The organism is Burkholderia sp. BCC1998 (genome assembly GCF_905339875.1).
Taxonomy (GTDB): Bacteria; Pseudomonadota; Gammaproteobacteria; order Burkholderiales; family Burkholderiaceae; genus Burkholderia.
Genome location: NZ_CAJPHE010000011.1, coordinates 22,289 through 47,085 on the forward strand (window position 1 = coordinate 22,289; position 24,797 = coordinate 47,085).

The window sequence follows — 24,797 nt, forward strand, 5'->3', positions numbered from 1 at the left end:
CGTGAATCCGGCTCATGCCGGTTGCACGCGTCGTGGTGCCAGTCGGGAAGGGCCGGGCGGCGGGTTCAGCGCTCGCCGCCGGCCTTCGGATGAAACCGCGCAGTGCGCTTACGCGGCGACGTAGCGCAGCACGGAATCGGCGATCGTCTCGCGATGCCGCGCGCGCAGCCGCGGTGCCGACGGATCGCGGCCGAACGCGGCGCCGAACGTATAGCGGTTCGACACGCGGTGAAAGCAGAACGAGCTGATCAGCAGGTGCAGGTCGAACGCGTCGATGTCCTTGCGGAACGCGCCGCTCGCCGCGCCGCGCTCGAGCAGTTCCTCGAGCGTCTTGATGATGCTGACGTTGCGGTTCTTGAACGACTTCAGCTGTTCGAGATACTTCGCGCCGTGGATGTTCTCGATCGACACGAGGCGGACGAAGTCGCGATGCTTGTCGTGATAGTCGAACGTGAATTCGACGAGCCGGCGCATGCCTTCGCGCGGCTCCATGTCGCCGACGTGCAGTTCCTGCTCGAGCGCGCGGATGTCGCCGTACACCTTCTCCAGCACGGCCTCGTACAGGCCTTCCTTGCTTTCGAAGTAGTAGTAGAGCATCCGCTTCGTCGTGTTGGTACGCTCGGCGATCGCGTCGACGCGCGCGCCGGCGAGGCCCATCGCGGAAAACTCCTGCGTGGCGACGTCGAGGATGTTGCGCTTGGTTTGCTCGGGATCGTATTTGCGCCGCGCATCGGTCGCAAGCGCGCGGCTTTCTGACGTGGCGGCCTTGCTTCCAGCTTTCATGTGACTTTGTTGTGGGTTCGCGGCGGCATGAAGAAATCATTCTAGCATGCGGGAAATCGCCGCCCGGCCGACCTTCTGCTCTAATCGGCCGCGCGGTTTCGGCGGCCGTCGCCGCTCAGCGCCGGCACGACGCGAGCGCGTCGCGGGCCTGGTACGCGGTGTACGTGAGCTGCGCGGCCGCGAGGCCGGCGAGACCGAACGTGCGCGTGAGCCCGAACGCGGCGAAGCCTTCCGGCACCGGCTGCTCCCCGGCCAGCGCGGCGGCGAGCGCTTCGCCGGCGACGGTGGTGGGCGCCATCCCGTGACCGCCGAATGCGATCGCGTGCCACACGCCGTCCGCATCGCGGCCGATCTGCGGCATCTTGTGCCGCGCGTAGCTCATCAGCCCGCCCCATGCGTAGTCGACCTTCACGCCGTCGAGCTGCGGATACACGCGCAGCAGGTCGCGTCGCAGCAGCCGCGCGATCGCGTCGGGGCCGCGGTCGAGCACCGAGATCCGGCCGCCCCACAGAATCCGCGTGTCCTTCAGCGGCCGGTAGTAGTCGAACGCGAAACGCGTGTCGTAGATCGCGTAAGGCGCGTCGATCGCGTCCGGCAGCCGCGTGCCGAGCGGCTCGGTCGCGATCACGTAGGTCGCGATCGGCAGCACCGCGCGCTCGATGCGCGGCGACACGCCGCGCGCATAGCCGCCGCCGGCGAACACGACGTCCTTCGCGCGCACCGTGCCCTGCGCCGTGCGCACGACGTAGCCGGCGCCCTCGCGCGCGATGCCGAGCGCGGCCGAGCGTTCGTACACGCGTGCGCCGCCGCGCGAGGCGGCCGCCGCGACGCCGAGCACGTACTTGAGCGGATGGAAGTGGAACGCGTTCGGCTCGAACAGGCCGCCGTAATAGCGCTGCGTCTTCAGCCGCGCGCGCAGCGCGTCGGTCGCGACCGGTTCCCAGTCGACGTCGAATTCCTGCTTCATCAGCGTGCGCACGCCGTCGAGCCGCGACGGATCGTCGAACCAGTTGGCGAGCATCACGCCCTCGTCGACGATGTCGCAGTCGATGCCGTAGCGGGCAATCCGCGCGCGGATCAGGTCGACCGCATCGACCGTGAGCCGGTACAGGCGGCGGCCTTCGTCGCGGCCGAGTGTGCGCAGCAGGTCCGCGTTGTCGAGGCTGTAGCCGCCGAACACGAAGCCGCCGTTGCGGCCGGACGCGCCGAAGCCGACCCGTTCGCCGTCGAGCACGACGACCTCCCGCACGCCGCGCTCGACGAGGCCGAGCGCCGTGCACAGGCCGGCGAGGCCGCCGCCGACGATACAGACCTGCGTGTCGATCGTGCCGGTCAGTTGCGGGTAGGGCTGGCGGGTAACGGTGGCTTCGTAGAAGTTCTGCATGCGTTTTCGATGACTCGTGACGACGGAAAAACGGACGGCGCGCGTCGATCTTGCCTGAACGCGCGCGCCGCGTCGAATGGGGTGTTCAGCGCACCGGCCGCCGCGGTCGGGCGGCGGCCGGTGTGCGACCGGGCATCACGCGCCCGGCGTCGGGTTGGCCGGAGCGGCGACGTAGGCCGGATAGCCGGCGTCGGTCTTGACCGTGGCGTCGGGCGCCGCGTTGCGCTCGATCCACGGCGCGATTTCCATGTCCTCGTAGCGGACGAGGCGGCATTTGCGCACCAGCGCGTAGCCGAGCCAGATCGCGAGGAAGAACGGCAGGCCGATGTAGGTCGCGGCGATGCCGGCCCAGTCGATCCTGTCGGCGAGGAACGCCTGGTAGTCCTGGCCGAGTGCGACGATCGCGCACAGCGCGAACGCGAACAGCGGGCCGAACGGGAACCACTTCGACCGGTACGGCAGCTGGTCGAGCCGGTAGCCCTGCTTCAGGAAGCCCTTGCGGAACCGGTAGTGGCTGACCGCGATGCCGAGCCACGTGATGAAGCCGGCCATGCCCGACGTGTTCAGCAGCCACAGGTACACCGTCTTGTCGCCATACAGCGACGTGAGGAAGCACAGCGCGCCGACGGCGGTCGTCGCGTATAGCGCGTTGCGCGGCACGCCGCCCGGCGACAGCTTCGCGAACAGCCTCGGCGCGCGGCCTTCGACCGCGAGGTTGTAGAGCATCCGCGTCGACGCGTACATGCCCGAGTTGCCGGCCGACAGCACGGCCGTCAGGATCACCGCGTTCATCACGCCGGCCGCGAACGCGAGGCCCGCGTGGCGGAATACGAGCGTGAACGGGCTCACGCCGACGTCGGTCACGTCGCTCTTCAGCAGGCTCGGGTCGGTGTACGGAATCAGCACGCCGATCACGAAGATCGCGAACACGTAGAACAGCAGGATGCGCCAGAAGATCTGGCTGACCGCGCGCGGGATCGTCGTGCGCGGGTTCTCCGATTCGCCGGCCGCGACGCCGATCATTTCGGTGCCCTGGAACGAGAAGCCCGCGATCATCGCGACGCCGAGCATCGTGGCCCAGCCGCCCGCGAACGGCGCGTCGCCGATCGTGAAGTTGCCCCAGCCCGCGCTCGGGCCGCCCTGCATGATCCCGAAGATCATCAGCAGGCCGACGCCGACGAACGCGAGCACCGTCAGCACCTTGATCAGCGCGAACCAGTATTCGGCTTCGCCGAAGCCGCGCACCGACAGCGCGTTGAGCGCGAAGATCAAGGTGAGGAAGATCGCGCTCCACCAGACGCCCGGCACGTGCGGGAACCAGTAGTGCATCACGAGCTGCGCGGCGACGAGTTCCACCGCGAGCGTCACGGCCCAGCTGTACCAGTAGTTCCAGCCGAGTGCGAAGCCGAAGCCTTCGTCGACGAATTTCGCGCCGTAAGTTGCGAACGAGCCCGACACCGGCATGAACGCGGCCATTTCGCCGAGGCTCGTCATCAGGAAATAGACCATCAGGCCGATCAGCATGTACGCGACCAGCGCGCCGCCGGGGCCGGCCTGCGAGATCGACGCGCCGGACGCGACGAACAGGCCGGTGCCGATCGAGCCGCCGATCGCGATCATCCGCAGATGGCGCGCCTGCAGGCTGCGGTGGAGGGACGGCTGCGCGGGCGGCGAGCCGGACGGACGGGGCGAGTCGGGGCGGGCATCTGAATGCATGGCGGGTGCTGGGCGCTGTCTCCGGGATTGTTTTTTGGTTACGAAGGGCGGCGCGTTGCCGGCCGCCGGCCGGGCGGCGGCACTGCTTCGCGGGGCTGGTCCGGATCGACCGGGACCGCCGGGCCGCGACGCGTGTTGCCTTCGTCTGTCGTCGGCCGCCCGTTGGGCGGCCGTCGGCGCGCCGGGTGCGGTGCACCTCGACGCCGCCCCGATTGTGGGTGCCGGCCGCAAGCGCGGCAAACGATATTTCCGCACAGGGTGATGCAACTTTGTCATCAACTTGCCGCGCATTGGGACCGCCCCGGCGGCCCGGCCATCGGCCTTGGATACGTCCCATGCCGGTGCCGAAACGGGCGGATTCGTCCCGCTGGGTTGTTGCGTTTTGGGAATGAAGTCGTGAGTTAATATCAATAGCGGCCGAACTTGTGGCCATCGACAATGTGTCTCATGGATCGTGCCTCGCGAGGCGGGGGCGCGCCGCCCGGCCGGGTTTCCGGCGGCGGCGCCGCGCGATGCGCCGTGCGGCGCACCGGGCCTGCCGAGCTGCGCATCCGCTTGCACAGGGCGCGCGAACGCGCTCCAATCGAATCACGCGGGCGGCGTCGCCGCCGCACCGATCAATCTGTCCCTGAAGAGGAAGTGATGCAATTCAACGACATTCTTGCTGCGCTCGACATCGATCTCGCCCAGTGGAAAGGCAATGCGCTGACCGCGCGTTCGCCGCTCGACGGCGCGACGCTCGCGACGCTGGCGGTCGACTCGCCCGCCGACGCCGAGCGCAAGATCGACGCCGCGCACGACGCATTCCTCAAGTGGCGCACGGTGCCGGCGCCGGTGCGCGGCGAGCTCGTGCGCGTGTTCGGCAACGTGCTGCGCGAGCACAAGGCCGAGCTCGGCCGCCTCGTCACGCTCGAGGCCGGCAAGATCACGTCGGAAGGCCTTGGCGAAGTGCAGGAAATGATCGACATCTGCGATTTCGCGGTCGGCCTGTCGCGCCAGCTTTACGGCCTGACGATCGCGTCCGAGCGCCCGGGCCACCGGATGATGGAAACGTGGCACCCGATCGGCGTGTGCGGCGTGATCTCGGCGTTCAACTTCCCGGTCGCGGTGTGGGCGTGGAATGCGGCGCTGGCGTTCGTGTGCGGCGATTCGGTCGTGTGGAAGCCGTCCGAGAAGACGCCGCTCACGGCAATCGCGTGCCACGTGCTGCTCCAGAAGGCGATCCGCGAATTCGACAAGACGCATCCGGGTGTCGCGCCGGCGGAGCTGAGCCAGCTGGTGCTCGGCATGCGCGATGTCGGCGAGGTGCTGACGGCGTCGAAGAAGGTGCCGGTCGTCAGCGCGACGGGCAGCGTGCGGATGGGCCAGGAAGTCGCGAAGGTGCTGAGCCAGCGTCTCGCACGCGGCATCCTCGAACTCGGCGGCAACAACGGGATGATCGTCGCGCCGAGCGCGGATCTGGATCTCGTCGTGCGTGCGGTCACGTTCGCGGCGGTCGGCACGGCCGGCCAGCGCTGCACGACGCTGCGCCGCCTGATCGTGCATCGCAGCCTGGTCGAGCAATTGCTGCCGCGCATCGAGAAGGCCTACGCGTCGGTGAAGGTCGGCAACCCGCTTGAAGAAGGCACGCTGGTCGGCCCGCTGGTCGATCGCGCGTCGTTCGATGCGATGCAGAAGGCGCTGGGCGACGCACGCGAGCAGGGCGGCGAGGTGAAGGGCGGCGAGCGCGTCGACGTCGGTCACGCGGATGCGTACTACGTGCGCCCGGCCATCGTACGGATGCCGAAGCAATCGGCTGTGGTCGAGCGCGAGACGTTCGCGCCGATCCTGTACGTGATGGTGTACGACAATTTCGACGATGCGATCGAACTGCACAACGCGGTGCCGCAAGGCCTGTCGTCGGCGATCTTCACGAACGACATGCGTGAGGCCGAGCAGTTCATGTCGGCAGCGGGCAGCGACTGCGGGATCGTCAACGTGAACATCGGCACGAGCGGCGCGGAGATCGGTGGTGCGTTCGGCGGCGAAAAGGAAACGGGCGGCGGCCGCGAGTCGGGTTCGGATGCGTGGAAGGCGTATATGCGCCGGGCGACGAACACGATCAACTACAGCCGTCAGTTGCCGCTGGCGCAGGGCGTGAAGTTCGACGTCTGACGGAGCGCGCCCGGGAGGGCGCCGCGACGGTCGAATCGATCGAATGACAAGGGCCGGTTGCCGCGAAAGCGGTAACCGGCCCTTGTCGCTTGCGGCGATGCGTGCGCGCCGATGCCCGCTCGGCGCATGCCCGCTCGATCGCTTACTCGTGTGGGGCGGAAGCGTCGCTTGCCGGCATGTTCTGCACGACCAGCATCTGCGGCGTCGACAGCGTGATCTGCGCCGCCCGCAACTGCTTCAGGATCTCGAACAGCAGGTCGCTCTTCGTCGAGCTGGCGATCCGCGGGCTCGCCACGTAGCCCGTGACGCTCAGCGTGATCCCGTCCGGCGCGAGCTGGCTGAACGTGACCGACGGCGCCGGCTTGTCGAGAATCGCCGGGTGCTCGCGATACGCGTCGAGCAGCAGGTCGCGCACCTGCTCGGGGTCGGTGTTCAGCGGGAACGTGAGCATCAGCGTCGCGACGCCCTGCGTGCTGTTGCCCATCGTCACGTTGCGCACGTTCTGCGAGATCAGCTGCGAGTTCGGCACGATGACGGTCGAGCGGTCGCTGAGCTGGATCTCGGTCGCGCGCACGTTGATGCGGCGGATGTCGCCTTCGACGCCCGCGATGCTGACCATGTCGCCCACCTTCACCGGCCGCTCGGTCAGCAGGATCAGCCCCGACACGAAGTTCTTCACGATCTCCTGCAGGCCGAAACCGATACCGACCGACAGCGCGCTGACGATCCACGCGAGGTTGCTCCACCTGACGCCGAGCAGCCCCAGCGTCATCAGCACGAGCAGCACGTAGCCGACGTTGGTGAACAGCGTGATCAGCGACACGCGCATCCCCGCGTCCATGCCGAGTGCCGGCATGAACTCGCCGTCGAGCCAGCGGCGCACCGAGCGCAGCAGGTAGAAGCCGATCGCGAACCCGATCACCGCGTTCAGGATCCGGTCGGGCATGATGTTCAGGCTCTGCAGCCGCTGGCCGCCGATCATCGCGACCGCGCTGTCGAGCAGGTCGCTCGGCGTCGTGCCGAAGCCGCCCGTCAGCAGCGCGATCGCCGCGATCAGCATCAGCAGGCTCGTGCCGAGGCCGGACACGACGGTGTGGGCCTGGTCGAGATGCCGGTCGTCGAGCGCGAACAGGTGCTTGATCTGCTTGCCGGTCGACAGGTTCGCGGAGAACAGGCTTTCGCTGGCGTCGCGCGTCAGCTGCGTCAGGATGTAGACGCTGCACACCACGATCTCGAACCAGACGAGCTCGTACGTGATGAAGCGCGCGACCGTGATGTAGCCGATCAGCAGCGCGACCAGCGACACGACGATCGCCAGCGTGACGCCGGCGTGAATCAGCCCGGCGAGCGTCGAGCGTTGCTCGGGCGCCTCGCCGGATGCCGCCAGCGCGGTGCGGACGCGATTCGCGCGCAGGATCGACGCGCCGACGGTCAGCGCGACGACGAGCGAGACGATGCCGCGGCCGAACAGCGTGACGGACAGGCTGGTATCGACGATCCGGTTGATCGACTCGAGCGTGCCGGACATCAGCAGCAGCGCGGCCAGCACGCCGGGGAACGGCTTCATCGCGAGCGCGACGGGATCGGCGAGCGCCGGCAGCCGCCATGACGGATGCTTCGTGCAGAGCAGCGCGCGGCCGAGGCCGGCGATCAGCGCGCAGGTCACGGCGAGCTTCGCGAACTGGTCCCACAGATCGGTCATCGAAGACGTGAGTTCGGAGTGGCGGGCGAGCGCGAGATAGAGGATCTGTACGGCGACCGCGGTCGCGAGCAGTGTCGAGAACGCCGTCGCCAGCGCCAGCGCGCTGCGGCGCAGCCGGGTGGGCGGCAGGCGGTTCAGGCAGAACCACGCGAGCCCGCGTTCGACGACGCGGCGGCCGCCGAGCCACGCAGCGAGCGCGGCGATCAGCAGCAGCGTGGTGATGGCGCGCTGGCCGGGTGTCCATGACGAGCGCAGCATGTCGCGCAGTTCGTCGTTGAAGTCCTCGAGCCGCTGGACGTCGTCCGGCGACAGGTGGAACAGCGGCAGCCAGAACTGCGCACCGAAGATGCTGCCCGAACGGAATGCGAGCTGGTTCTTCAGCAGGCTGCGGTGCAGTTTCGCAAACTGGTCGTTCAGGTTCGCGAGGTTGGTCTTCTGGTCGGCGGCCTGTTTCAGCGCCGCGTCGATCTGCGCCTTGCGCGCGTTCAGCGTCTCCCGCTGCTGTTCGACGGCAGGCGTTTCGGGCGATGCGCCCGGGGCCGGCGGCGGGCCGAGCACGTCGAGCTGCGCCTGGACTTGCGTGCGCTGCGGCGCGAGCTGGCTCTGCAGCTTGTCGACGTCGGCGCTCAGTTCCTGGGTCGCGTCGCCGAGCTCGTCGAGCTCCTTGCTGTTGGTCGCGTTCGATGTCTGCTGCTTGATGCGGTCCTGTTGCACCTGCATCTGCTTGAGCCGCGCAACCGCGTCGTTCAGCGAAATGGTCGGCACGGGGACGCCGACGCCGCTCGCGCCCGGTGCGGACGCAGCCGTCGGAAACGCCGACGCGGTCGCGATCGCCGCGAACTGCAGCAGTGCGAACAGCGCGATCCGGCGTGCGTACGTGGAGAGTCGTTGTATGGACATGGAATGCTTACGTTTTGCCGACAATGCCGGGTGCCGAAAGGCGCCCGGAAGCCGGGAGTTGGCCCGGTAGCATGTTACCGGGGCGTGGCGGCGGCGGCGCTGCCGATTGCGCACGTTGCCTGTCGTGTCTCGCGGTGCCGGCGCGGGCGCGCGACGGCCCGGCAGCCCCTTGCAGACGGGGCCGTGCCGGTTTCGGATGCGCGCGAGTGGCAGACGATCGCGATGCCTTCGAACCTTACAGATTCGACAGACAGTTACGCAAGTTACACATGGTCCGGCGCGAAAGTGGGGTGTCCGAACCGGTTCGCCACGCGACGCGGCGCGCGCGGCGTGCCGGTACAATGCGACGAATCGCCCGACGGCGGCCGGGCCGATCGGCCGCCGGACAACAACACACGACACGATCAGGAGACACGACCCAGATGGTCTCAACGGACAGCTTTCCCCAGGCAGCCACCTCGTCCTCTTCCATCGACGCCGGCTCGATTTCAGCCCGCCTCGACCGCCTGCCGCCGACCCGCAGCGTCTGGAAGCTCGTCGTGCTGCTGAGCCTCGGCTTCTTCTTCGAACTCTACGATCTGCTGTACAGCGGCTACGTTGCGCCGGGCCTCGTGAAAAGCGGGATCCTGTCCGCGACGACGCACGGCCTGTTCGGCACCACGGGCGTCGCGAGCTTCATCGCCGCGCTGTTCTCCGGCCTCTTCATCGGCACGATCGCATGCGGCTTCCTCGCGGACCGCTTCGGCCGCCGCGCGATCTTCACGTGGTCGCTGCTGTGGTACACGGCCGCCAACGTCGTGATGGCGTTCCAGGACACGGCAGGCGGGCTGAACTTCTGGCGCTTCGTCGTCGGTCTCGGCCTCGGCGTCGAGATGGTGACGATCGGCACGTACATCTCCGAACTCGTGCCGAAGCAGATCCGCGGCCGCGCGTTCGCGTGCGAGCAGGCGGTCGGGTTCGTCGCGGTGCCGGTGGTCGCGTTCCTCGCGTACCTGCTCGTGCCGCACGCACCGTTCGGCCTCGACGGCTGGCGCTGGGTCGTGCTGATCGGTGCGCACGGCGCGCTGTTCGTGTGGTGGATTCGCCGCGAATTGCCGGAAAGCCCGCGCTGGCTCGCGCAGCAGGGCCGCGTCGACGAAGCCGACCGCATCATGCGCGCGCTCGAGGCGAAGGTCGAAGCCGAATACGGCCGGCCGCTGCCGCCGCCGGCGCCCTCCGAGCCGGTGCCGCCGCGCGGCAGCTTCCGCGACATGTGGGTGCCGCCGTATCGCAGCCGCACGATCATGATGACGATCTTCAACGTGTTCCAGACGGTCGGCTTTTACGGCTTCGCGAACTGGGTGCCGACGCTGCTGATCAAGCAGGGCATCACGATCACGTCGAGTCTCATGTATTCGAGCGTGATCGCGCTCGCGGCGCCGCTCGGCCCGCTGATCGGCCTCGTGATCGCCGACCGCTTCGAGCGCAAGTCGGTGATCGTCGCGATGGCGGCGGCGATCGTCGTCTGCGGGCTGTTGTTCAGCCAGACGACGGTGGGCGCGTTCCTGATCGTGCTCGGCATCGGCCTCACGCTCGCGAGCAACATCATGTCGTACAGCTTCCACGCGTATCAGGCCGAGCTGTTCCCGACGTCGATCCGCGCGCGCGCGGTGGGCTTCGTCTACTCGTGGAGCCGCTTCTCGGCGATCTTCTCGTCGTTCGTGATCGCGGCCGTGCTGAAGGGTTTCGGCACGTTCGGCGTGTTCGCGTTCATCGCCGGCGCGATGGTGATCGTGATGGCCGCGATCGGGTTCATGGGGCCGCGCACCAAAGGCATCGCGCTCGAAACCATTTCGAAGTAGACGGGGGTTGCGCGCTCGCGTGCCGTATGCCGCATGCGCGTGAATTTCCGGGCGTTTCGTGTTGCCGGACACGCCCGGCGAAGCAACCTGCCATGCAGCGGCGCATCAAGCGGCAATGAGTTGAAACAAAGTGTGACGAAGCGCAAAACCGCGGCGAAACCGGGGAAGCGGCCCTGCCGATTCGTGTCCGCGCGGGTAGAATGAAAGACCTGACGACTCATTAGCCGCCATTGGACCGAACGCGTTGTACTGCGAACGACTCCACCGCGAAGAGGCGTCGGCGCCGGGCACATGCGTGCGGCCGGCGTGTCGATGGCTCGCGCGGGAGATGCGCCGTTCGCAACGTGCGGCGGCCGGTTCGGCCGATGGCTTCGATCGCATGATGCTCTCCGACCTGACGCGGCGGTTGTCCAAGCCGCGTTGCCGTACCCTCGCGGTCGCCACGCATGTGTGGCTCGCGGCCGTTCTCCCGATCTCCGTGCTTGTCGCGCGGCCCGCCTTTGCCGCGTCCGACGTGCCGTCGGCAACTGCTACGTCATCCTCATCAACGGCTTCGGCCGCGCGTTCGACGTCGTCGGCGCATGGGTCGTCGGGAGTCGCGCCGTCGTCCGCGGCTTCGGCCGCGCGTTCGGCTTCGCCGGCGCATGGGTCGTCGGGAGTCGCGTCGTCATCCGCGGCTTCGGTCGCGCATCCGGCTTCGCCGGCGCATGTGTCGTCCGGAGTCGCTCCGTCATCCGCGGCATCCGCCGCGCATCATGCGTCGCCTGCCAGCGGGGCATCCCCGGCTTCCGCCGCATCGGCAGCATCGGAGGCATCGCCTGCATCGGCAGCATCCGGCACGCCGGCAAGCGAAGCCGAAGCACCCGCACCGACGCCGCCGCGCCGGCACCCGCCGCTGTCGGCCGACGAAGCGAAGAGCGCAACCGCGCGTGCGATCGACATGCGCAAGCGCTTCACGCAGGAAGTCACGCGACGCCTGAACGTGCCCGCGAACGAGCAGCGCGCGTATGGCGTCCGCCTTCAGCAGGCGCTCGCCGATGCGGATCTCGGCGACCGGGCCGGCGAATACGTCGCGATCGTCGACCGCGCGCCGAACGTGCAGGCGCTGTTCATCTACTTCCGCGCGACGCCGACCAATGCGTGGCTGATGATCGGCGCGTCGCCGGTCGGCACCGGCTGGCCCGGCAAATACGATCACTTCCTGACGCCGCTCGGCGTGTTCCATCACTCGCCCGACAACATGGATTTCCGCGCGGAAGGCACGACGAACGACAACGGTATTCGCGGCTACGGCAAGCGCGACATGCGCATCTACGACTTCGGCTGGGTGGACGGCGAGCGCGGCTGGGGCAAGGGCGGCAAGTCGCCGATGCGCTTCCAGATGCACGCGACCGATCCCGATCGCCTCGAGCCGCTGCTCGGCATCCGGCACTCGAAAGGCTGCGTGCGGATTCCTGCTTCGCTGAACGCGTTCCTGGACCAGCACGGCATCCTCGACGACGACTACGAGGCGCGCGTCGAGGACGGCAAGTCGTTGTGGGTGCTGCGCCGCGATCGCGACGTCACGCCGATCGCCGGGCGCTACCTGGTCGTGATCGACAGCGCGCGCAAGACGCGTCCGGCATGGTCGCCGGCGCCGGGACGCAACGCATGGTCGAAGCTGCCGAAGAGCGGCGACACGGCGGACTGACGACAGCCGGTCCGCCGGCGCGACGAAGGGTGCGCGGCGTGGGCGCCGGAGTTCGACGCACTGACCGCGACGCTCGCGGCGGCCTGAGCGCATTGCCGGCCGCGTTCGCCGGCCGGCGCGTCAACCGGCCGGCGCGTCAACCGGCCGGCGCATCGTTCAGGTGGCGACGCAGGTCGCCCGCGAAATCGAACAGCGTGTAGTCGCGGAACGCGAAACGCCATGCGCCGTCGACGCGCTCGAACGCGTCGTGATAGCGGCCCGCCGCGATCGGCTGCAGCGCGAGGCCGTCGACGGCCTGCAGCACCGTGTAGTACGAGCGAGCCGTCGCGCGATGCGCGGCTTCGTCGATCTCGATGAGCGGATTCGTGATTACATGCTTCGTGCGCGGCGTGCCGCACGCGTAGCGCTTCACGCGCGCGTCGAACAGCGCGAGCAATTCATCGGCGCCGATCGTCGGCGCCGCTTCCTCGACCTTGATCCGCGCATGCCGGAACAGCGCCGCCATCCCCGGCAGGTCACCGGCGTCGAGCAGCTCCGCGTAGCGGTACAGCAGGTTCGCGATTTGGACAGCGCTGTGGGTCATGCGGCCTCCGGCATCGATGGACGGGTTGCGTCGATGATGCGCGGTGCGGGCCGGGATCGCTTCGTCCGGGTGGACGAAGCGTCTTTGTCGTGCCGCGCTCAGCGGAAAATCTTCAGCCAGTCGAACAGGCCCGGATGCGGACGCCGCCTCGGCGCCGGCGCCGGCGCGCTGCGCGGCCGGAAGTCGGGCGAGAACTGCACATGCGGGTCGATCGCACGCGCACGCAGCGCCGCATCGTAGAACGAGCCGACGATCGGCAGCGCGCTGTGCGCGCCTGCCCCCCAATAGTCGCTGCGCAGCGTCACGTTGCCGTCGTCGAAGCCGACCCACGCGCCGGCCACCAGTTGCGGATGCATCAGGATGAACCAGCCGTCCGTGTTGTCCTGCGTCGTGCCGGTCTTGCCCGCGACGTCGATGCGAATCCCGTAGCGCGAACGGATGTCGGCACCGGTCCCGTAATCGACGACGCCGCGCATCACGTCGACCAGCGTCTGTGCCGCGGCCACCGGCATCGCGCGTTCGGGCGGCGCGCTGCCGAATGCGGCGAGCACCTTGCCGTCGCGATCCTCGATGCGCGTGATCATCTGCGGCGCGACGTACACGCCGCGGTTCGCGATCGTCCCGTACGCGGACACCATTTCCTTCAGCGTGACGGGGCTCGTACCGAGCGCGAGCGACGGCACCGCGTCGAGCGGGCTTTCGCGCACGCCCATCGCACGTGCGAGCTGTGCGACCCTGGCCGCGCCTTCGCGCTGCATCACCTGCGCGGTGATGCGATTGCGCGACAGGGCGAGCGCGTCGCGCAGCGTCATCGGCGCGTCCGTCGGCGGTTCGGCATCGGTCGGACGCCACACCGCGTGCGCGCCGATCGGGATCGCCACCGGACGATCGACGAACGTATCGTCCGGCCGCATGCCGTCCGCGAACGCGGCGCCATAGACGAACGGCTTGAACGTCGAGCCCGGCTGGCGTCGCGCCTGCACGACGTGATCGAACGGCTCGCTGCCGAAATCGGGGCTGCCGACCCACGCTCGAATCGCGCCGTTGCGCGGATCGAGCGCGACGAAGCCGGCCTGTACCTGTGTCTTGCGCTCGCACAACGCGCGCACGAACGCGCGATTCGCGCCGAGCTGCTTCAGCGCGGCCGCGTCGGCGAGCCCGGCGGCGCGCGCGTCGCGATAGTCGGGCGTCTGCCGGATGAAGCCGCGGAACAGGTCGTTGCGCAGCCCGCAGCCGGACGGGTTGTGCCACGCGTCGTCGGCGATCGCCTGCAGGCGATCGGTTTGCTGCGTCAGCGCTTGCGTCGCCATGTCCTGCAGCTGCGCATCGAGCGTCGTGCGCACGACGAGGCCGTCCGAGTAGAGGTCGTAGTTGTTGCGGTCGGCCCAGGCGATCAGCCACTTGCGCAGCTGCACCGCGAAGTGCGGGGCGGGGCCGGGTTGCGCGGTCTGCGGCTCGAAGTCGACGCGCAGCGGGCGGCGCTGCAGTTGCGCGAGCTGCCGCGGCGACAGCATGCCCATCGCGGCCATCCGCGCGAGCACGATGTTGCGGCGCTGGACCGCGCGCTCCGGATTCAGCACCGGGTTGTAGTAGCTGTTGCCCTTCAGCATCCCGACGAGCGTCGCGCTTTCGACGATGTCGAGCTGGTCCGCCGATTTGCCGAAATAGGTGCGCGCGGCCATTTCGACGCCGTACGCGTTGTACAGGAACGGCACGGTGTTCAGGTAAGTCTCGAGAATCTCGTCCTTGCTGTACACCGTCTCGATCTTGAACGCGGTGATCAGCTCCTTCACCTTGCGCGTGAGCGTCGGCGCGCGGCCGACTTCGTCCGGATACAGGTTGCGGGCGAGCTGCTGCGTGATCGTCGAGCCGCCCTGGCGGCTGCCCGAGAACGTATGCAGCCCGGCCGCGAGCGTGCGGCGCCAGTCGATGCCGTGATGCGCGTAGAAGCGGTGGTCCTCGGTCGCGATCAGCGCGTCGACCATGTGCGGCGAGATCTGCTTGAGCGGCACCCATTCGCGGTTCACGGGCCGGAACTCGGCGATCAGCTGGCCGTCGGCGGACAGCACGCGCGCCGGACGGTCGATGCGCGCCTTGCGGATGTCGCCGATGCTCGGCGTGAACGGCACGAACGCGAGCAGGACCAGCAGGCCGAGCACGGGGATCGCGGCGAGCGTCAGCGCGACGCCGCGGCGCGTCGGATGGCGCAGACGATGCCACGCGCCGGCGCCGAGCGCGCGGGCGCCGGTACGGCAGCGAAGCCACAGGTCTCGAAGATACGGCACGAAGCGATTCACGGCGGCAGGAGCGCGAGCGGAAAAGGCGCGATCCTAGCAAACCGAGCAGCGTCACCTGTGGCCAAAACGCCGGTTTTCCTGCAGGCGTTACAGACGATTACGTTTGTTGCCCGCGGACAACTTTTGGTCGCATGCGTCGTCGCGATTCATCCGACGAATCGACGCCGGCCGCTTCGCCGACCACATCCGCGAGCCGCTGCGCGGCCGCTTCCATCCGTGCGCGATCGAACCCGCCGAAGCCGAGCACGAGGCCCGGACGCGCGGTGCCCGGCGCGAACATCGGCGACACCGCGCGCACCGCCACGCCCGCCTGCGCGGCGCGCGCCACCACGTCGAGGTCGTCGATCCCTTCCGCGAGCCACAGCACGACGTGCATCCCCTGATCGCCCGGCTGCACCCAGCCGCGCTCGCGCGGCAGCCGCGCGCCGAGCGTGTCGATCAGCAGCGCGCGCTGTTCCGCGTAGACGCCGCGCACGCGGCGGATGTGGCGGTCGAGATGGCCTTCCGCGATGAAGGCGGCGAGTACGTGCTGATCGGCGGTCGGCGCGTGGCGATCCATCAGCACGCGCGCGCCGCAGAACGCGGGCACGAGCTCGGCGGCCGCGATCACGTAGCCGAGCCGCAGCGACGGGAACAGGATCTTGCTGAACGTGCCGAGATAGATCACGTGTTCCGGATCCAGGCCTTGCAGCGACGGGAACGGATAGCCTTCGTAGCGCAGCTCGCTGTCGTAGTCGTCCTCGACCACCCATGCGCGATGCGCGCGCGCCCAGCCGAGCAGCGCGTTGCGGCGCGCCATGCTCATCGGCATCCCGAGCGGATACTGGTGCGATGGCGTGACGAACGCCGCGCGCGCGTCCGGCGCGAGATGGATGCCGGCCTCGACGTCGATGCCGTCCGCGTCGACCGGCACGCGGACCATCGCGTCGCGCCGCCCGGTGCTCTCGAGCAGCGCGGTGATGCCGCGATAGGCGGGATTCTCGACCCACGCGCGATCGTTCGGGCCGAGCAGGACCTGGCTCGCGAGGTGCAGGGCCTGTTGCGTGCCGCTCGTGATGACGACCTGCTCGGCGCTGCAGCGCACCGAGCGCGAGCGGCGCACGTAATCGGCGATCGCTTCGCGCAGCGGTAGCGCGCCTTGCGGATCCGCATAACCGGACGGCGCGCCGGCGCCGCGGGCGCGCAGGCGGTTGCCGAGCCGGCGCCAGATGTCGTCGGGCGCGGTGAGCCCGACGGGCACCGAGATCGCGAACGGCGCGGCCGGCAGCGGACGGAATTCGCGGGCGATCCGCGCGAACGTCGCGGCCGGTTCGGGCAGGCCGGCATGGGCGGCGCGCTGGCGGGCGGCGGGCGGTCCGCCAGCCGGCGGCGACGGCTCGGCCAGCGCGTTCGCGACCCGCGTGCCGGCGCCGCCGCGCGACTCCAGGAAGCCTTCGGCGACGAGTTGCGCATATGCGTCGACGACCGTGCCGCGCGCGACCTGAAGCGACGCCGCGAGCAGCCGCGTGGACGGCAGCGTGTCGCCGGGCCGCACGTCGCCGCGGCGCACCGCGTCCCGCAACGCCTGCGCGAGCTGGCGGCTCAGGTCGCCGGCCGCGCGGTCGAGCGCGCCGAGCGACGGGATTTCGACGATCCGGGCGGTCCTGGCCATGATTCTGGTCTGCTGAAAATGTTCTAAACCGGCTCTACAGCATAAACCAGTTAGCGATCACAATCGGGGCATGACGGGCCGGTTCCGACCCGTTCCCTCCCAACCCTGTCCGACCGTGGAGCCGCCATGTATGTCCCCGCCGATTTCGCCGAATCCCGTCCCGACGTGCTGCGCGAACTGATCGTCCAGCATCCGTTCGGCACCCTGGTCACGCGCGGGAACAGCGGGCTCGACGCGAACCACCTTCCGTTCGAACTGCTGCCGGACGACGGCGGCCTCGGCGAACTGCATGCGCACGTCGCGCGCGCGAATCCGGTCTGGCAGGACGTCGCGGACGGCGACGAGGTGCTCGTGATCTTCCGCGCCGGCGACGCGTACATCTCGCCGAACTGGTATCCGAGCAAGCACGTCGCGCATCGGCAGGTGCCGACGTGGAACTACGTGGTCGTGCATGCGCACGGCCGCATCACCGTGCGCGACGACGAGAAGTTCGTGCGCGGCGTGGTCGCGCGGCTGACGCGCACGCACGAGGCGTCGCAGCCGGCGCCGTGGAAGATGGCCGACGCGCCGAAGGACTATCTCGACACGATGCTGCAGTCGATCGTCGGGCTGCAGATCGAGATCACGCGGCTCGTCGGCAAGCGCAAGCTCGGGCAGAACAAGGCGGTCGACGATATTCGCGGCGCGGGCGACGCGCTGATCGCGGACGGGAATCTCGCGATCGGGGAGGCGATGCTGGCGGAAGCCGACGCGAAGCGCGGGTGAGTCACGGTGAATCGCACGGGGGCGCATGTCGCGCCCCCGCCGGCGCACGCTACTGCGTACGCGTCGCGCCCTTCGTCCCCATCGTTCCTTCTGCCGCCTGCGCCAGCGCCCCGCGAATCGCCGCTTCCGTCTTGTCATACCCGCCCTCGCCATACCGCGTATAGACGACCTTGCCGTTCGCGTCGATCAGGTACAGCGCGGGCCAGTACTGGTTGCCGTACGCGCGCCACGTGTCGTAGCGGTTGTCCTGCGCGACCGGATACTGGATGCCGAAGCGCTTGACCGCATCGGCGACGTTCTTCGTATCGCGTTCGAACGGATACTCGGGCGTATGCACGCCGACCACGACGAGCCCCTGGTCGCGATACTTCCGGTACCAGTCGTTCACGTACGGAATCGTATGAATGCAGTTGATGCACGAGTACGTCCAGAAATCGACCAGCACGACCTTGCCGCGCAGCTGGTCGAGCTTGAGCGGCGCGCTGTTGTGCCAGCGCTCGATGCCGGTGAAGTCGGGCGCCGGCGTGCCGGCCAGCGAGGCGGTCATGCCCGCCTCGTCGCGGGTGCCGGCGAACGCGGCGAGCCCGGCCGTGGCGGCGAGGGCGATCACGAGGGCGGCGGTCTTGAGTCTGGTCGGCATGGCGGTTCTCCGGTTCGGCCGGCCGCCGCGCGGGGGCGGCGGCCGGACAGGTTTCGACAGCCGTCATTGGGCCGCGCCGACGTATCTGCGATGTGTCCGGCAAGCCGCGCGTGTGCAATGTTGTGTGTCGTCACGGCGGCGCGATACATTGGGATACAAACGGGTGCCCGCGGTGGGGTATAAAAGCGGACATCGCCAGCCGGAACATCACGCCAACGACACCGCCCATGGACAAGATCGACCACGTACTGATCGTCGACGACGATCGCGCGATCCGCGAACTGATCGCGGACTACCTGGAGAAGAACGGCATGCGCGTGTCGCTCGCCGCGAACGGCCGCGAGATGCGCAACGTGCTCGACGACGGCGCGCCCGACCTGATCGTGCTCGACCTGATGATGCCCGGCGAGGACGGCCTCACGCTATGCCGCGATCTGCGCGCGGGCAAGTTCCGGACGGTGCCGGTGCTGATGCTGACCGCGCGCGGCGAGGAAACCGACCGCATCATCGGTCTGGAGATGGGCGCCGACGACTATCTCGCAAAGCCGTTCGCGGTGCGCGAGCTGCTCGCGCGGATCCGCTCGGTGCTGCGCCGCGCGCGCATGCTGCCGCCCGGCATGCAGGTGACGGAGTCGGCCGCGATGCTCGCGTTCGGCGAATGGCGGCTCGACACGACGGGGCGTCACCTGCTCGACGCCGAAGGCACGCTGGTCGCGTTGAGCGGCGCCGAATACCGGCTGTTGCGCGTGTTCCTCGACAATCCGCAGCGCGTGCTGACGCGCGACCAGTTGCTCAACCTCACGCAGGGCCGGCAGTCCGATCCGTTCGACCGGTCGATCGACCTGCTCGTGAGCCGGCTGCGCCAGCGCCTGCGCGACGGCGCGCGCGAGCCGCGCTACATCAAGACGCTGCGCAACGAGGGCTACGTGTTCTCGTCGGCGGTGACCGCGGTCGAAGGCGACGCATGAGCGCGCGCACCCCGTGGCACTGGCCGCGCTCGCTGTTCGCGCGGCTCGCGCTGATCCTGTGCGTGGGCCTCGCGCTCGCACAGACGCTGTCGTTCTGGCTCACGGTCACCGAGCGCGACCAGGCGACCACCAACCTGATGATGGGCTACATTGAACGCGAGGTCGCGAGTTCGGTCGCGCTGCTCGATCACCTGCCGCCCGACCAGCGTGCCGCGTGGCTGCCGCGTCTCGCACGGCGCAGCTACGCGTTCATCCTCGGGCCCGGCGAGACGGGCACGCCGCCGGAGGCGCGGCTCTCGGCGCGCGTCGAGCGCTCGATCTCGGACGGCATCGGCGGCGACTATCCGCTGACGGCGAACGCGATCCCCGGCGATCGCGAGCATCTGCAGGTGCATCTGCGCCTGACCGACGGCTCGCCGCTGACGATCGACATCCACCCGATGTCCACGGTGCCGCTGTCGGGCTGGCTGCCGGTCGTGCTCGCGCTGCAGCTCGCGGTGCTGGCCGCGTGCTGCTGGCTCGCGGTGCGGCTCGCGACGCGGCCGCTGAAGCAGCTCGCGCAGGCGGCCGACGCGCTCGGCCCCGACCTGAAGGGCGAACGCCTGAACGAGGACGGGCCGTCCGAAGTCGCGCGTGCCGCGCGGGCGTTCAACGCGATGCAGGACCGCATCGCGCAGTACATGGCCGAGCGCATGCAGATCCTCGCGTCGATCTCGCACGACCTGCAGACGCCGATCACGCGGATGCGGCTGCGCGTCGACGTGATGGACGACGACGCGCAGGGCGCGAAGCTGCGCCAGGACCTGCTCGAGATGGAGCATCTGGTGAAGGAAGGCGTCGCGTATGCGCGCACGCTGCACGGCACGGAAGAGGCCGCGCGCCGCATCGATCTCGATGCGCTGCTCGACAGCATCGTGTGCGACTACACGGATGCGGGGCAGGACGTCGCGCTGCATGGCGGCGGCCCGCTCGCGCTCGTCACGCGGCCGAAGGCGCTGCGCCGGATCGTCGGCAACCTCGTCGACAACGCGCTGAAGTTCGCGGGCGCGGCCGAGATCGACGTGCAGGCGGCGCCGGGCGGCGGCGCGGTCATCGCGGTGCTCGATCGCGGGCCGGGCATTCCGGACGACCAGCTCGACGCGGTGTTCGAACCGTTCCGGCGCGTGGAGACGTCGCGCAATCGCGAGACGGGCGGCACGGGGCTCGGCCTCGCGATCGCGCGGCAGCTCGCGCTCGCGATGGGCGGCACGCTCACGTTGCGCAACCGGCCGGACGGCGGCGGACTCGAAGCGCGGTTGACGCTGGTGAACGCGACCTGACGCGACGCCGTGTAATGCGGCGTCGAGCGCGTCGCGGGCTCCGGAGTCGAAGCGGGCTGCGTCACACGCGCTGCAGATGCGCGTCGACGAGCGGCGCGAGCGTTTCGGCATGCACGGCCGCGAGATCGTGCCGGCCGCCCGGCACCACGTGCAGCCGTGCATCGGGCAGCCGTTCGAGCAGGCGTTTGCCGGCCGCGACCGGGCTGATCGGATCGTCGTCGCCCCACAGCAGCAGCGTCGGCTGCGCGATGCGGCCGATGCCCTGCGACAGGTCGGCGCGCAACGTCAGGAACCAGTCGGGCAATTGCGGGTTCGCTTGCGCGAAGCCGGCGCGCCAGTCCTGCGCGCCGAGCCACTGCATGTCGAGGCCGCCCGACGTGACCGTCAGCACCAGGTGCGTGACGAGCGGCGCACGTTCGAGTGCCGCGCGCATCGCGATCACGCCGCCCATCGATTGCGCGATCACGGCGGTCGGCCGGTCGATCGCGCTCAGCACATGGCGCACGAGACCGTCGAAGTCGTCGACGGCCGGATCGCGCGGCGTGTCGCCGAAGCCCGGATAGCCGACGATCCGACGCTCGGCCGGATGCGCGAGGCGGCTCGCGAGCGGTTGCCAGAAGGCGGTGCTGCCCGACGCGCCGGGCAGGAACAGCAGTTGTGACGGAACGGGCATGACGGATCGGCTTTCTGGTGAAGGAAGCGGGTGAATGGAAGGCGGCGATGCGTCAGCACCGGCCGGTGCGCAGCGCGACGCTCCAGTCGTCGCGGCCGCGCGATGCCGCGGTGGCGGCGGCCGTATGCCAGTCGTATTCGACCGCATGGAATTCGGCGTGCCAGCCGGCCGGCGTGCGCGACACCATCGCGTAGCGCGCATGCGGCGAACCCGTTTCGATCCGGTGCGGGTGCGGTAGATCGTCCGAGTACGCCTGTAGCCCGACACTGCCGGGGTTGACGATCAGCCGGCCGTCGTCGAGTTTCGCGAGGCGCGGCACGTGCGTATGGCCGCACAGAATCAGCGAGGCCGTCTCGTCGCCCGCGCGCTGCGCGATTTCATCGGGCGTCGCTGCGCGGCAGCCGTCGGGCGTGACCGTTTCGAGGAAGTAGACGAGGTCGCTGGCAGGCGTGCCGTGCACCATCAGCACATCGTCGCCGAGCGTCAGGCGCTCGGGCAGCGCGGCGATCCATGCGCGCTGGTCGTCGCGCAGCGTGTCGTGCGCCCAGCGGTCGGACAGCCGCATCGTGTCGCGATCGCCGGTCAGCAGTTGCCGTTCGTGATTGCCCTTGATGGTCGGCAGGTCGAGCGCGATCAGGCGGTCGGCCGTTGCGGCCGGATGGAGTGCGCCCGACACGATGTCGCCGAGGTTGACGATTACGTCGGCGCCGCGGCGGCGCACGTCGTCGAGCACCGCGTCGAGCGCGGCGAGGTTGCCGTGGATGTCGGACAGCGCGGCGATTTTCATGGCGAAGGAGTCGAAGCGGGGAACGGCGATTGTCGCGAATTCGCCGCGGGTCGTCCATTCGCGTCGACGGCGTGCGGATCGGCGCGTCGCGTCGGCCCGTCAGTCGGTCGCGAGGCGCGCGTACAGCGCGAAATCGCCCGGCGCGCCGCGCACCATCCGGTATGCACGCAGCAATCCTTCGTACCGGTAGCCGCATTTCTGCAGCACGCGCGCGGAGCCGGCATTGCTGGTCAGCACGACGCCCTGGATCCGCATGAAGCCGCCTTCGGCGAACGCCCATGCGGTGACGCTCGCGCACAGCGCGCTCGCGATGCCGCGCCCCCAGTGCGACGGCGCGAGGTCGTACGCGATCTCGGCCGAGCGGTTCGCGGTGGATACCGTATGCAGCCCGATGGTCCCGGCGAGCGCGCCCGACGCGTCGTCGACGATCGCGAGGCGGCGGATCGAATCCGGATGAGCCGATTCGATGCCGTCGAACAGCGGCAGCAGATCGTCGCGCGCATGCAGGTTCCAGCTCGTGTGGCGGACGACGTCGGGATTCGACAGGTATGCGTGCCACGTGTCGAGATCCGCGCGGTCGAGCTGGCGCAGCGACAGGCCGGGGAAACCGGAGCGGGGAGGGACATCGATTCTCATCGCGAGCCTGTTGAGACCGTTGCGGGCAATGCGACCCGCGCGAACGGCGCTCCTGAAGCGCCCGAAGCGCCCGAAGCACCCGAAGCACCCGAAGCACCCGAAGCACCCGAAGCACCGCGCATGCCGATGCCCCTACGCAGCATGCCGACGATACAGCGCGAGCGATCCCGCCAGCGCGAGCAGCATCGCACCGCACGTGCGTTCGAGCCACAGCGCGCCCGAGCGCTTCAGCAGCCGCACGGCGCGCGCGCCGAGCAGCGCGTAGCCGAACATTACGGCGCCGTCGAGCAGCGCGAACGTGACCGCGAGCGCGACGTATTGCGGCGCGAGCGGGGCGGCCGGATCGAGGAACTGCGGCAGGAACGCGGAGAAGAACAGATAGCCCTTCGGATTCGTCACCGCGGTCAGGAAGCTCTTCGCGAAGATCGACGCGTTGCGTTCGTACGCCGCGCCGCCATGCGCGACGGCGACGTCGAGCGAGCCCTTCGACGTGAGCAGCCGGATGCCGACGTACGCGAGATAGGCGGCGCCGAGCCATTTCACCACCGAGAACCAGAACGCCGACGCCATCAGCAGCGCGCCGAGGCCGAGCGCGACCGCGACGATCAGCGCGAAGTCGGACAGCATCGCGCCGGCGAAGCCGTAGGCCGCGCGGCGCACGCCGTAGCGCGAGCCGTTGGTCAGTGCGAGCAGCACGGTCGGGCCGGGCGTCGCGATCCCGACGAACGCGACGGCGGCGAAGATCAGCAGGGTCGATTGATGCATGCCGAAGACTCCCGGTGGAAGGCGGGTGCCCGATTATCGGGCGCGCGGCCTCGCGCTGTACAGGGACGTCCGCCGCGCGGCTGATTATCTCGATTTTGGCAAGAAGCTGTTTTCATTATTGCGCTATCGACCGGAACCGGTTCCAACTACCATGGCGGCCGCGGCGGGCATGCTGGCCGCGACGTCGCGCGCGCGTTTCGCATGCGCGCGTTCCCGTGTGCGGACGACGCCGGCCTCGCCATGCCGGCGGATCCCGCCGACCGCACGCGCTACTCGCATAGAACAACGGGTTCACCGCCCGGAGACGCTAAAACCATGAACAAGCAACTGATCGCAGCACCGCTGCTGCTCTCGCTCGCGGGCATCGCCTCCGCGCAAAGCTCCGTCACGCTGTACGGCATCGTCGATGCGGGCGTGACCTATCGCAGCAACGAACGGGTCGGCTCGCCGGGCGCCTATACGGGGCACTCGGATGTCGCCCTGACTACCGGCAACCTGTCCGGCAGCCGCTGGGGCATCAAGGGCGCCGAGGATCTCGGCGGCGGGATGCGCGCGCTGTTCGTACTCGAGAACGGCTTCGACATCACCAACGGCACGTCGGGCCAGGGCGGCCGCCAGTTCGGCCGGCAGGCGTTCGTCGGCGTCGGCAGCGACCGCTACGGCACGGTCACGCTCGGTCGCCAGTACACGTCGCTCGACGACTTCGTGAGCCCGGTCGGCCCGTCGTCGTTCATCGGCGGTTTCGGCGCGCATCCGGGCGACATCGACGACCTCGACCAGACCGCGCGCGTCGACAGCTCGATCAAGTACACGAGCGCGAACTACGCGGGCTTCACGTTCGGCGCGCTGTACGGCTTCGGCAGCCAGCCGGGCAGCATGAAGCAGCGCAACACGTGGAGCGTCGGCGCGGCGTACGCGGCGGGGCCGCTGCGCGTGGGCGTCGGCTACGAGCGTTCGGACAACAGCAAGACGGGCGCGACCGACCCGACCGCCGGCAAGTGGCGGAGCACCGACGACGGCCTGTTCAACTCGTCGATCAACGAAGGCTATGCGAGCGCGCAGTCGCAGCAGATCATCGCGACCGGCGCGACGTACGACTTCGGCCCGGCCGTGGTCGGGGTGAACTACAGTAACGTGCAGTACCGCAGCGGTGCCCAGTCGCTGTTCAGCGGTCATGCGACGTTCAACGTCGCGGGCGTGTTCACGCGCTGGAACGTGCAGCCGCAGACGCAACTGTTCGCGGGCTACAGCTACACGCGCGGCAGCGACGTCGACGGCATCGACAACCGCGCGCAGTATCACAACGTCACGCTCGGTGCGGTTTACGACCTGTCGAAGCGCACCAGCGTGTACCTGCTCGGCGCGTACCAGCATGCGTCGGGCACGACGCTCGACGCGCTCGGCCGGCCGGTGGCGGCGACCGCATCGGTGTCGGACAAGGCGAACGGCCACTCGTCCGACTCGCGATCGCAGGCGATCGTCAGCCTCGGGCTGCGTCAGAAGTTCTGAAGTCCTGTGCAGCCAGTGGCCCGCATTCGATGCG

At 69.2% G+C, this 24,797-nt stretch carries 19 protein-coding genes; 7 read left to right on the top strand and 12 right to left on the bottom strand.

The features are described from left to right. Positions 1–108 precede the first annotated feature (108 nt). From U5A56_RS19785 to U5A56_RS19795, 3 genes are all read right to left on the bottom strand, one after another. On the bottom strand, positions 109–783 hold the full coding sequence (locus tag U5A56_RS19785) for a TetR family transcriptional regulator (RefSeq protein ID WP_044848780.1): 675 nt from the start codon (positions 781–783) through the stop codon (positions 109–111). A 115-nt stretch (positions 784–898) separates the two neighbouring features. Further along, positions 899–2,167, bottom strand: a complete 1,269-nt coding sequence (locus U5A56_RS19790; protein ID WP_321924107.1) for an FAD-binding oxidoreductase — start codon at positions 2,165–2,167, stop codon at positions 899–901. Positions 2,168–2,302: 135 nt separating this feature from the next. After that, positions 2,303–3,883: an amino acid permease gene (locus U5A56_RS19795; RefSeq protein WP_415749182.1), complete on the bottom strand. Its 1,581-nt coding sequence runs from the start codon at positions 3,881–3,883 to the stop codon at positions 2,303–2,305. Between the two features lie 642 nt (positions 3,884–4,525). Between U5A56_RS19795 and U5A56_RS19800 the strand changes: the two genes are divergently transcribed. Then, positions 4,526–6,037: an aldehyde dehydrogenase family protein gene (locus U5A56_RS19800; protein WP_044848776.1), complete on the top strand. Its 1,512-nt coding sequence runs from the start codon at positions 4,526–4,528 to the stop codon at positions 6,035–6,037. A gap of 142 nt (positions 6,038–6,179) precedes the next feature. Here U5A56_RS19800 and U5A56_RS19805 read toward each other — a convergent pair whose 3' ends face one another. Then, positions 6,180–8,639: a DUF3772 domain-containing protein gene (locus tag U5A56_RS19805; RefSeq protein ID WP_321924110.1), complete on the bottom strand. Its 2,460-nt coding sequence runs from the start codon at positions 8,637–8,639 to the stop codon at positions 6,180–6,182. Between the two features lie 422 nt (positions 8,640–9,061). Between U5A56_RS19805 and U5A56_RS19810 the strand changes: the two genes are divergently transcribed. Both U5A56_RS19810 and U5A56_RS19815 read left to right on the top strand, forming a co-directional pair. After that, complete coding sequence (locus tag U5A56_RS19810; protein WP_321924112.1) at positions 9,062–10,480, top strand: MFS transporter; 1,419 nt, start codon at positions 9,062–9,064, stop codon at positions 10,478–10,480. A gap of 328 nt (positions 10,481–10,808) precedes the next feature. After that, positions 10,809–12,170: a hypothetical protein gene (locus tag U5A56_RS19815; RefSeq protein WP_321924114.1), complete on the top strand. Its 1,362-nt coding sequence runs from the start codon at positions 10,809–10,811 to the stop codon at positions 12,168–12,170. Between the two features lie 136 nt (positions 12,171–12,306). On the opposite strand, the gene U5A56_RS19820 is transcribed toward U5A56_RS19815, so the two are convergent. The 3 genes from U5A56_RS19820 to U5A56_RS19830 all read right to left on the bottom strand — a co-directional run bounded on the left by U5A56_RS19820 (position 12,307) and on the right by U5A56_RS19830 (position 16,701). Further along, positions 12,307–12,753, bottom strand: coding sequence for a nuclear transport factor 2 family protein (locus tag U5A56_RS19820; protein ID WP_321924116.1), 447 nt, complete (start codon positions 12,751–12,753; stop codon positions 12,307–12,309). Positions 12,754–12,851: 98 nt separating this feature from the next. Next, positions 12,852–15,050 carry a penicillin-binding protein 1A gene (locus U5A56_RS19825; protein WP_321924118.1) on the bottom strand — a complete coding sequence of 733 codons (2,199 nt, stop codon included), beginning with the start codon at positions 15,048–15,050 and terminating at the stop codon, positions 12,852–12,854. A 97-nt stretch (positions 15,051–15,147) separates the two neighbouring features. Beyond that, entirely contained in the window at positions 15,148–16,701 is a 1,554-nt protein-coding gene (locus tag U5A56_RS19830; RefSeq protein WP_321924120.1) for a PLP-dependent aminotransferase family protein, read from the bottom strand. Positions 16,702–16,827: 126 nt separating this feature from the next. Here U5A56_RS19830 and U5A56_RS19835 point away from each other — a divergent pair, with 126 nt between their 5' ends. Next, complete coding sequence (locus tag U5A56_RS19835) at positions 16,828–17,466, top strand: FMN-binding negative transcriptional regulator (protein ID WP_321924121.1); 639 nt, start codon at positions 16,828–16,830, stop codon at positions 17,464–17,466. 49 nt (positions 17,467–17,515) lie between these two features. On the opposite strand, the gene U5A56_RS19840 is transcribed toward U5A56_RS19835, so the two are convergent. Beyond that, positions 17,516–18,106 (bottom strand): thioredoxin family protein, encoded by a 591-nt coding sequence (locus U5A56_RS19840; protein ID WP_321924123.1) that lies wholly within the window; start codon positions 18,104–18,106, stop codon positions 17,516–17,518. A gap of 227 nt (positions 18,107–18,333) precedes the next feature. On the opposite strand from U5A56_RS19840, the gene U5A56_RS19845 reads away from it, so the two are divergent. Both U5A56_RS19845 and U5A56_RS19850 read left to right on the top strand, forming a co-directional pair. Further along, positions 18,334–19,074, top strand: coding sequence for a response regulator (locus tag U5A56_RS19845; RefSeq protein WP_321821937.1), 741 nt, complete (start codon positions 18,334–18,336; stop codon positions 19,072–19,074). Beyond that, positions 19,071–20,393 (top strand): ATP-binding protein, encoded by a 1,323-nt coding sequence (locus U5A56_RS19850; RefSeq protein WP_044847428.1) that lies wholly within the window; start codon positions 19,071–19,073, stop codon positions 20,391–20,393. Before U5A56_RS19845 ends, U5A56_RS19850 begins: the two co-directional genes overlap by 4 nt. Before the next feature lie 61 nt (positions 20,394–20,454). Here the strand turns inward: U5A56_RS19850 and U5A56_RS19855 are convergent, their stop codons facing one another. From U5A56_RS19855 to U5A56_RS19870, 4 genes are all read right to left on the bottom strand, one after another. Further along, entirely contained in the window at positions 20,455–21,066 is a 612-nt protein-coding gene (locus U5A56_RS19855; RefSeq protein ID WP_321924126.1) for an alpha/beta fold hydrolase, read from the bottom strand. A gap of 52 nt (positions 21,067–21,118) precedes the next feature. Beyond that, the gene (locus U5A56_RS19860; protein ID WP_321924128.1) at positions 21,119–21,853 is read right to left on the bottom strand and encodes a metallophosphoesterase family protein; all 735 of its coding nucleotides are present in this window, start codon (positions 21,851–21,853) and stop codon (positions 21,119–21,121) included. Positions 21,854–21,952: 99 nt separating this feature from the next. Then, a complete protein-coding gene (locus tag U5A56_RS19865) occupies positions 21,953–22,489 on the bottom strand; it encodes a GNAT family protein (protein ID WP_321924130.1) in 537 nt (178 codons plus the stop codon). Between the two features lie 132 nt (positions 22,490–22,621). Beyond that, the gene (locus tag U5A56_RS19870) at positions 22,622–23,254 is read right to left on the bottom strand and encodes a LysE family translocator (protein WP_321924133.1); all 633 of its coding nucleotides are present in this window, start codon (positions 23,252–23,254) and stop codon (positions 22,622–22,624) included. Positions 23,255–23,569: 315 nt separating this feature from the next. Here U5A56_RS19870 and U5A56_RS19875 point away from each other — a divergent pair, with 315 nt between their 5' ends. Further along, the gene (locus tag U5A56_RS19875; protein ID WP_044847424.1) at positions 23,570–24,763 is read left to right on the top strand and encodes a porin; all 1,194 of its coding nucleotides are present in this window, start codon (positions 23,570–23,572) and stop codon (positions 24,761–24,763) included. Positions 24,764–24,797: the final 34 nt, after the last annotated feature.

Excerpts from the sequence above, each read along its gene's own strand:
- U5A56_RS19785 (WP_044848780.1), bottom strand. The coding sequence starts at position 783 with ATGAAAGCTGGAAGCAAGGCCGCCACGTCAGAAAGCCGCGCGCTTGCG.
- U5A56_RS19790 (WP_321924107.1), bottom strand. The coding sequence starts at position 2,167 with ATGCAGAACTTCTACGAAGCCACCGTTACCCGCCAGCCCTACCCGCAA.
- U5A56_RS19795 (WP_415749182.1), bottom strand. The coding sequence starts at position 3,883 with ATGCATTCAGATGCCCGCCCCGACTCGCCCCGTCCGTCCGGCTCGCCG.
- U5A56_RS19800 (WP_044848776.1), top strand. The coding sequence starts at position 4,526 with ATGCAATTCAACGACATTCTTGCTGCGCTCGACATCGATCTCGCCCAG.
- U5A56_RS19805 (WP_321924110.1), bottom strand. The coding sequence starts at position 8,639 with ATGTCCATACAACGACTCTCCACGTACGCACGCCGGATCGCGCTGTTC.
- U5A56_RS19810 (WP_321924112.1), top strand. The coding sequence starts at position 9,062 with ATGGTCTCAACGGACAGCTTTCCCCAGGCAGCCACCTCGTCCTCTTCC.
- U5A56_RS19815 (WP_321924114.1), top strand. The coding sequence starts at position 10,809 with ATGCGCCGTTCGCAACGTGCGGCGGCCGGTTCGGCCGATGGCTTCGAT.
- U5A56_RS19820 (WP_321924116.1), bottom strand. The coding sequence starts at position 12,753 with ATGACCCACAGCGCTGTCCAAATCGCGAACCTGCTGTACCGCTACGCG.
- U5A56_RS19830 (WP_321924120.1), bottom strand. The coding sequence starts at position 16,701 with ATGGCCAGGACCGCCCGGATCGTCGAAATCCCGTCGCTCGGCGCGCTC.
- U5A56_RS19835 (WP_321924121.1), top strand. The coding sequence starts at position 16,828 with ATGTATGTCCCCGCCGATTTCGCCGAATCCCGTCCCGACGTGCTGCGC.
- U5A56_RS19840 (WP_321924123.1), bottom strand. The coding sequence starts at position 18,106 with ATGCCGACCAGACTCAAGACCGCCGCCCTCGTGATCGCCCTCGCCGCC.
- U5A56_RS19845 (WP_321821937.1), top strand. The coding sequence starts at position 18,334 with ATGGACAAGATCGACCACGTACTGATCGTCGACGACGATCGCGCGATC.
- U5A56_RS19850 (WP_044847428.1), top strand. The coding sequence starts at position 19,071 with ATGAGCGCGCGCACCCCGTGGCACTGGCCGCGCTCGCTGTTCGCGCGG.
- U5A56_RS19855 (WP_321924126.1), bottom strand. The coding sequence starts at position 21,066 with ATGCCCGTTCCGTCACAACTGCTGTTCCTGCCCGGCGCGTCGGGCAGC.
- U5A56_RS19860 (WP_321924128.1), bottom strand. The coding sequence starts at position 21,853 with ATGAAAATCGCCGCGCTGTCCGACATCCACGGCAACCTCGCCGCGCTC.
- U5A56_RS19865 (WP_321924130.1), bottom strand. The coding sequence starts at position 22,489 with ATGAGAATCGATGTCCCTCCCCGCTCCGGTTTCCCCGGCCTGTCGCTG.
- U5A56_RS19870 (WP_321924133.1), bottom strand. The coding sequence starts at position 23,254 with ATGCATCAATCGACCCTGCTGATCTTCGCCGCCGTCGCGTTCGTCGGG.
- U5A56_RS19875 (WP_044847424.1), top strand. The coding sequence starts at position 23,570 with ATGAACAAGCAACTGATCGCAGCACCGCTGCTGCTCTCGCTCGCGGGC.